Origin of the sequence: Paenibacillus sp. 2KB_22 (assembly GCF_052115745.1) — a bacterium.
Classification (GTDB): Bacteria; Bacillota; Bacilli; order Paenibacillales; family Paenibacillaceae; genus Paenibacillus.
Window position 1 is genome coordinate 1 of the sequence record NZ_JBFRHG010000026.1, and the last position, 571, is coordinate 571.

Annotated in this window: 2 rRNA genes; both read left to right on the forward strand. The window is 48.8% G+C overall.

Going from position 1 to position 571, the window contains the following annotated elements:
* Positions 1-131 (forward strand): 16S ribosomal RNA (locus AB4111_RS31090); the annotation flags it as partial.
* A gap of 308 nt (positions 132-439) precedes the next feature.
* Positions 440-571 (forward strand): 23S ribosomal RNA (locus AB4111_RS31095); the annotation flags it as partial.

A 571-nucleotide genomic window follows, 5' to 3' on the forward strand; every position in this document is an offset into this window, starting at 1 on the left:
CACGAGAGTTTATAACACCCGAAGTCGGTGGGGTAACCGCAAGGAGCCAGCCGCCGAAGGTGGGATAGATGATTGGGGTGAAGTCGTAACAAGGTAGCCGTATCGGAAGGTGCGGCTGGATCACCTCCTTTCTATGGAGAATCGTTTCCTGCAACGGAAACATTCAAATACGCAGCTAAGCTGCAAAACACTCACTCGTTGTTCGGTTTTGAGAGCTCAAACTCTCAAAACAGCTTGCTTTTGCATGGAGCTTGTTCTTTGAAAACTAGATATCGAAACGAAAGTAAATGCGAATTAGAACATTCCTTTTTAGCTGAACTTGTGTACAACAAGTTTCAATAAAAACGGTAGATTGCACGTACGATGGTATCGAATGGGAGCGACTTTTGGCTTTGCGCAAGCAAAACAAGGGAAGCGAGCARTCGAAACCGGAGCACGAGGTTAAGCTACTAAGAGCACACGGAGGATGCCTAGGCGCTAGGAGCCGATGAAGGACGTGGCGAACAACGAAACTGCCTCGGGGAGCTGTAAGCAAGCTTTGATCCGGGGGTGTCCGAATGGGGAAACCCAG